We start from the raw sequence: 5,321 nt of genomic DNA, 5'->3' as shown, positions 1-5,321 counted from the left end.
CCGGGGCGCGGCTGGAAGCCCTTAGGCCGGGTGCGGTCACGCCGCGGGCCCGGCGCGCCGTCGCCATCGGGCAGTTCAAAGCGCAGGGCGCCGGTGATCGGGTTGGCCTCGGCCAGCCGCAGCTCCAACCGCTGGCCGACGGCATAGCGCGTGCCAGTCGTCAGCCCTTCCAGGACGCGGGCATCCTCGTCGAACACGAAGCGCTCGGCGCCCAGGGTGGAGACCGGCACCAGCCCGTCGCCGCCCAGGCCATCGACGGTGGCGAAGAAGCCGAACTTGGCGACGCCGGTGATGCGCGTCTGCACGGTCTCGCCGACACGGGTCGACAGGTAAGCGGCGACATAGCGATCGATGGTGTCGCGCTCGGCTTCCATGGCGCGGCGTTCGGTCATGCTGATGTGGTCGGCGGTCTTGGAGAGGCCCTTTTCCTCTTCCTTGTGCAGCGCGCCGTCACCCAATCGATAGGCGGCAACCAGGCTGCGGTGCACGACGAGATCGGCGTAGCGGCGGATCGGCGAGGTGAAGTGGGCATAGCTGCCCAGCGACAGGCCGAAGTGGCCGACATTGGTGGGCGAATAATAGGCCTGGGTCTGCGTGCGCAGCACCTGCTCGGTGATCTGCTCGTAATTTTCACCGTCCTTGGCGCGGGCGAGGATGCGGTTGAAGATGGCGGGCTTGGCCACCTGGCCCAGCGCCAGGTTCTGGCCCAGCGTTTCGAGATAATCGCGCAGGGCGACGATCTTTTCGCGGCTCGGCACCTCGTGGCAGCGGAAGATGCAGGCGCCCTTCTTCTTTTCCAGCGCCTTGGCCGCCGCGACGTTGGCGGCGATCATGTAATCCTCGATCACCCGGTGCGCGGTCAGATGCTCGCGGATGGAGATGCCGGCGATGCGGCCCATGTCATCGAGGACGACACGCTTTTCCGGCAATTCCAGTTCCAGCGGCTCGCGGTGGGCGCGGGCCTTGGCGAGTGCGCCCCACGCTGCCCACAGCGGCTGCAGCACCGGGAGCCAGGGGCCCTCGCCCGTGTCCATCGTTGCCTGGGCTTCCTCATAGGCGATGTTGGTGACGCAGCGGATGACGGCGCGGGTGAAACGCCAGTTGAGCAGCTTGCCCTCCGGATCGATGTGCAGGTGGCAGGCCAGCACCGCGCGATCCTCGTTCTCGACGAGACTGCAGACATGCGCCGACAGCACTTCCGGCAGCATCGGCACGACGCGATCAGGGAAATAGACACTGTTGCCACGTGCCCGCGCCGAGCGGTCGAGCGCGGTGCCGGGGCGGACGTAGAAGCTGACATCGGCAATCGCCACGATGGCACGGAAATGGCCCGGGTTGTCCGCGTCCGGCGCCGCCCACACTGCGTCGTCATGGTCACGCGCATCGGCGGGATCGATGGTGAGGAAGGGCAGGCCGCGCAGATCCTCGCGATCACCCAACGATTGCCGGGCCATGCGCTCGGCCTCATCCAGCGTCGATTCGTCGAACCGATGCGGGATGCCCTTGGCGTGGATGGCGATCAGCGAAAACGCCTTGGGCTGGAACGGATCGCCCAGCACTTCCACCACCCGGCCATATTGGCGTGGCGGGCGGCCACTGGGTTCCGCCAGCACCAGATCGCCCGGCTGGCCGTCGCCGGGATCGTTGATGGCCAGATCTTGCCTCGCCTTCTTGTCCACCGGCACCAGTCGCCAGCCCGTCGCCTCCTTGCGCAAGATGCCGAGCACGAACTCCTCGGACTTGGCCAACGCCTTCATCGGAAAGGCGAGGATGCCATTCCCCTGTTCCTCGATGCGCGCCAGCAGCCGGTCGCCCAGCGCATATGCGGCGCGCTTGCGGCTTTCAATGACGCGCAGGCGCGGCGGCGGGCTGGCATGGTCCCAGCGGTCGGGCACGGCGATGGCCACGCCGTCGGCCACATCGGCGATGCGGATCACCGTCACCTTGGGCAGGCCGCCGCCCTTGTGCAGGGTGCGCCCCGGCCCGCCCTCCAGCTCACCGGCCTCCATCATTTCCTTGAGCAGCGCCTTCAGCGCGATCTTGTCCTGCGCGTGCAGACCGAACGCCTTGGCAATCTCGCGCTTGCCCACGCTGGATTTCTGGGTGGCGATGAAATCCAGGATGGCCTGGCGATCGGGCAGGCCAGGGTTGGGGCGATTGCGGGGAAGCCGGGGCATGGGCGCACCATGAGCGTTCGGCGCGGGTGGGGCAAGTGTGGGGCAACGCATCCCATTGTGCGCACGGCCGTCGCGGCCCATATGCGTGGCCATGCAGTCGCTGGCCACACCGGGCACGCCGCAAGGCAATGCCGATCTGAAGACGCTGAAGCGCTTCCTGCCCTATTTGTGGCCGGCGGACCGCTCCGATCTCAAGCTGCGTGTGGTAGGCGCCCTGTGCCTGGTGCTGCTGGCCAAGGGTGTCATGCTGGCCATGCCCTACACGCTGAAGCTGGCGCTGGATGCGATGGCCAAGAACTTGTCAGGCGGGGCCGGCGTCGCCATGGCGCTCGTCGCCTCCTATTCGCTGGCGCGCTTTGGCGGCGTGCTGTTCGATAATCTCAGGAACGCGCTGTTCGAAAAGGTCGGCCAGGAGGCCGCGCGGCGGCTGAGTCTCGACGTCTTCACCCACATCCACCGCCTGTCGCTGCGCTTCCACCTCGAACGCCGCACGGGCGCGCTCACCCGGCTGATCGAACGCGGCACCAAGAGCATCGACACCATGCTCTATTTCCTGCTGTTCAACATCTTCCCGACCGTGATTGAACTGACCGCCGTCTGCATCCTGTTCGGGCGTGGCTTTGGCTGGGAACTGGTGGCGGCGACGCTGGCGATGGTGGCCGCCTATATCTTCTACACCCAGCGCATCACCGATTGGCGCGCCCAGTTGCGCCGCGAGATGGTGGACAGCGACCAGAAGGCCACCGCGCGCGCCGTCGACAGCCTGCTGAACTATGAAACGGTCAAATATTTCAATGCGGAGGCCCATGAGAATGCCAATTATGGCCGGGCCATCAAGCGCTATACCGATGCCGCCACCAAGTCGGAGGTCAGCCTGGCCTGGCTCAACATCGGCCAGAGCTTCATCACCAACGCGCTGATGGCCGGCGCGCTGGTCTATGTCGTCTGGGGCTGGGACAAGGGCCGCTTCACCATCGGCGATATCGCCTTCGTCAACGGGCTGCTCACCCAGCTGTTCCGGCCGCTCGACATGCTGGGCATGGTCTATCGCGAGATCCGCCAGGGCCTGATCGACATGGAAGCGATGTTCCGCCTGATCGACACGCCGCCGGAAATCGCCGACGCGCCCGACGCGCAGCCGCTGCACCTGGCAGGCGCGCGCATCCGTTTCGATGCGGTGCAATTCGGCTATGACCCGCGCCGGCAGATATTGCACGGCGTCAGCTTCGAGGTGCCGCCGGGTCGCAAGCTGGCGGTGGTCGGCCATTCGGGCGCCGGCAAATCGACGCTCAGTCGCATCCTCTACCGCTTCTACGACATCCAGGGCGGGCGCGTGGAGATCGACGGGCAGGACATCGCGCAGGTCACGCAAGACAGCCTGCGCCGCGCCATCGGCATCGTCCCGCAGGACACGGTGCTGTTCAACGATACGATCGGCTACAACATCGCCTATGGCCGGCCCGACGCATCCGAGGCGGAGATCATCGCGGCGGCACGCGGCGCGGCCATCCATGATTTCATCATGGGCCTGCCCGATGGCTATCAGACGCAGGTGGGTGAGCGCGGGCTGAAATTGTCGGGCGGCGAGAAGCAGCGCGTCGCCATCGCCCGCACCATCCTCAAGGACCCGGCGATCCTGATCCTCGATGAAGCCACCAGCGCGCTCGATTCGGCGACCGAGGCCAGCATCCAGGACGCGCTGGGCGGTGTATCGGCCGGGCGCACCACCATCGTGATTGCCCACCGGCTTTCCACCATCACCGATGCCGACGAGATCATCGTGATGGACGCCGGCCGCATCATCGAGCGTGGCCGCCATGACGCGTTGCTGGCGAAGGGCGCCGCCTATGCCGAGATGTGGGCACTACAGCAGGCCGAGGACGACGACAGCGAAGCGGCCAGCGCTGCCGCATGAAAAAAGGGGCCGGCTCGGGTGAGCCAGCCCCCTGATGACGCAACCAACCAAATTTTTATGGCAGCACCACCGTGTCCACCACGTGAATGACGCCGTTGGACTGGAACACGTCGGCCTGGCGCACATGGCTCATGCCGCCCTTGGCATCGCGCAGCATGACGAGATTGCCCATCATCGACGCGGTGAGCTTTTCGCCCTGCACGGTGGTGAATTCGGCCTTGCCGCCGCCAGCCTTGATGGCCTTGACGATATCGGCGGCCGAATAGCGGCCGGCCAGCACGTGATAGGTGAGGACCGCGGTGAGCGTCGCCTTGTTTTCCGGCTTCAGCAGATTTTCAACGGTGCCGGCCGGCAGCTTGGCAAAGGCGGCATTGGTGGGGGCAAACACGGTGAACGGGCCCTTGCCCTTCAGCGTGTCGACCAGGCCAGCGGCCTTCACGGCGGCCACCAGCGTGGTGTGATCAGCCGAGTTCACGGCATTGTCGATGATGTCCTTGGTGGGCAGCATCGCGGCGCCACCAACCATCGGATAGGCGCTGGCCATGGGGGAAAGGCCGGCCGCGGCAATGGCAAACAGCGCGGCGCGCAAGGCATTAGAGGAACGCATGAGACACTCCATCTCGTCATGAGGCCCGCCGGGGGTGGCGGGGTGTTTCAGATACGAGAGATGGGTGACAAGGCTGCACTTGCCAGTGCCGCTGCGACGAAATGGCCAGATATTCCGGCTGCTTGCTTCAGGCGGCAGACAATTTGCCGGTGGCGATCACCGGCCCGGTGGGAGCGCCGGTCGGCGAACCGCCGGTGGGCTCGATCGAGATGGCCAGCACCGCACCCGGTTTCAGCCCGGCCAGCCGGTCGCGCGGGATGGCGTGGCTGGTGCCGGCCGAAATGTCGATCACGCCCAGCGAGCGCGGCGGGCTCTTGCCTTCGATCACCCACAGTTCCGGCACCTTGCCGCCCGTGGCATCGGCCGTGGTGGCGACCGGCGCAAAGCGCACCTGGCCACTGGTCGGATCATAGGCAGCCGCAATCAGCGGCTTGCCTGTCGCGTCCGCCAGCGTTGCCACCAGCGCCGGGCCGCTGGTGATCGCGGCCGGCGCGCCAGGCGTCACGCTGTCGGGCTGCACCAGCAACGCGACGGCAACAGCCGCCAGCACCGGGCCACCGATGCCAAGCAGGCGCCACAGGCCAAGGTTGGACCACAGGCCAGCGGCTGGCTGGGGCGCGTC

4 protein-coding genes are annotated in these 5,321 nt (G+C 66.6%); 1 reads left to right on the top strand and 3 read right to left on the bottom strand.

Translation table 11 applies throughout. The features are described from left to right. The coding region (locus tag GJ693_RS13580) for a ribonuclease R family protein (protein ID WP_156256818.1) at positions 1-2,177 on the bottom strand (2,177 nt) is incomplete at its 3' end. A gap of 91 nt (positions 2,178-2,268) precedes the next feature. Here GJ693_RS13580 and GJ693_RS13575 point away from each other — a divergent pair. Continuing rightward, entirely contained in the window at positions 2,269-4,092 is a 1,824-nt protein-coding gene (locus tag GJ693_RS13575; protein ID WP_156256817.1) for an ABCB family ABC transporter ATP-binding protein/permease, read from the top strand. A 55-nt stretch (positions 4,093-4,147) separates the two neighbouring features. Here GJ693_RS13575 and GJ693_RS13570 read toward each other — a convergent pair whose 3' ends face one another. Together GJ693_RS13570 and GJ693_RS13565 are read right to left on the bottom strand one after the other, a co-directional pair. Beyond that, entirely contained in the window at positions 4,148-4,699 is a 552-nt protein-coding gene (locus GJ693_RS13570) for a fasciclin domain-containing protein (protein WP_156256816.1), read from the bottom strand. 127 nt (positions 4,700-4,826) lie between these two features. Beyond that, a partial coding sequence (locus tag GJ693_RS13565; RefSeq protein WP_197042196.1) for an anti-sigma factor occupies positions 4,827-5,321 on the bottom strand: 495 nt, incomplete at its 5' end.

The sequence above is a fragment of the Sandarakinorhabdus oryzae genome (assembly GCF_009733735.1).
In the GTDB taxonomy this organism is placed as follows: Bacteria; Pseudomonadota; Alphaproteobacteria; order Sphingomonadales; family Sphingomonadaceae; genus Sandarakinorhabdus; species Sandarakinorhabdus oryzae.
Note: the sequence above shows the minus strand (reverse complement) of the source record. Positions and strands in the feature narration are given on the sequence as shown.

What these genes read in the sequence shown, in the direction of transcription:
- GJ693_RS13575 (WP_156256817.1), top strand. Translation starts at nt 2,269, where the DNA reads ATGCAGTCGCTGGCCACACCGGGCACGCCGCAAGGCAATGCCGATCTG.
- GJ693_RS13570 (WP_156256816.1), bottom strand. Translation starts at nt 4,699, where the DNA reads ATGCGTTCCTCTAATGCCTTGCGCGCCGCGCTGTTTGCCATTGCCGCG.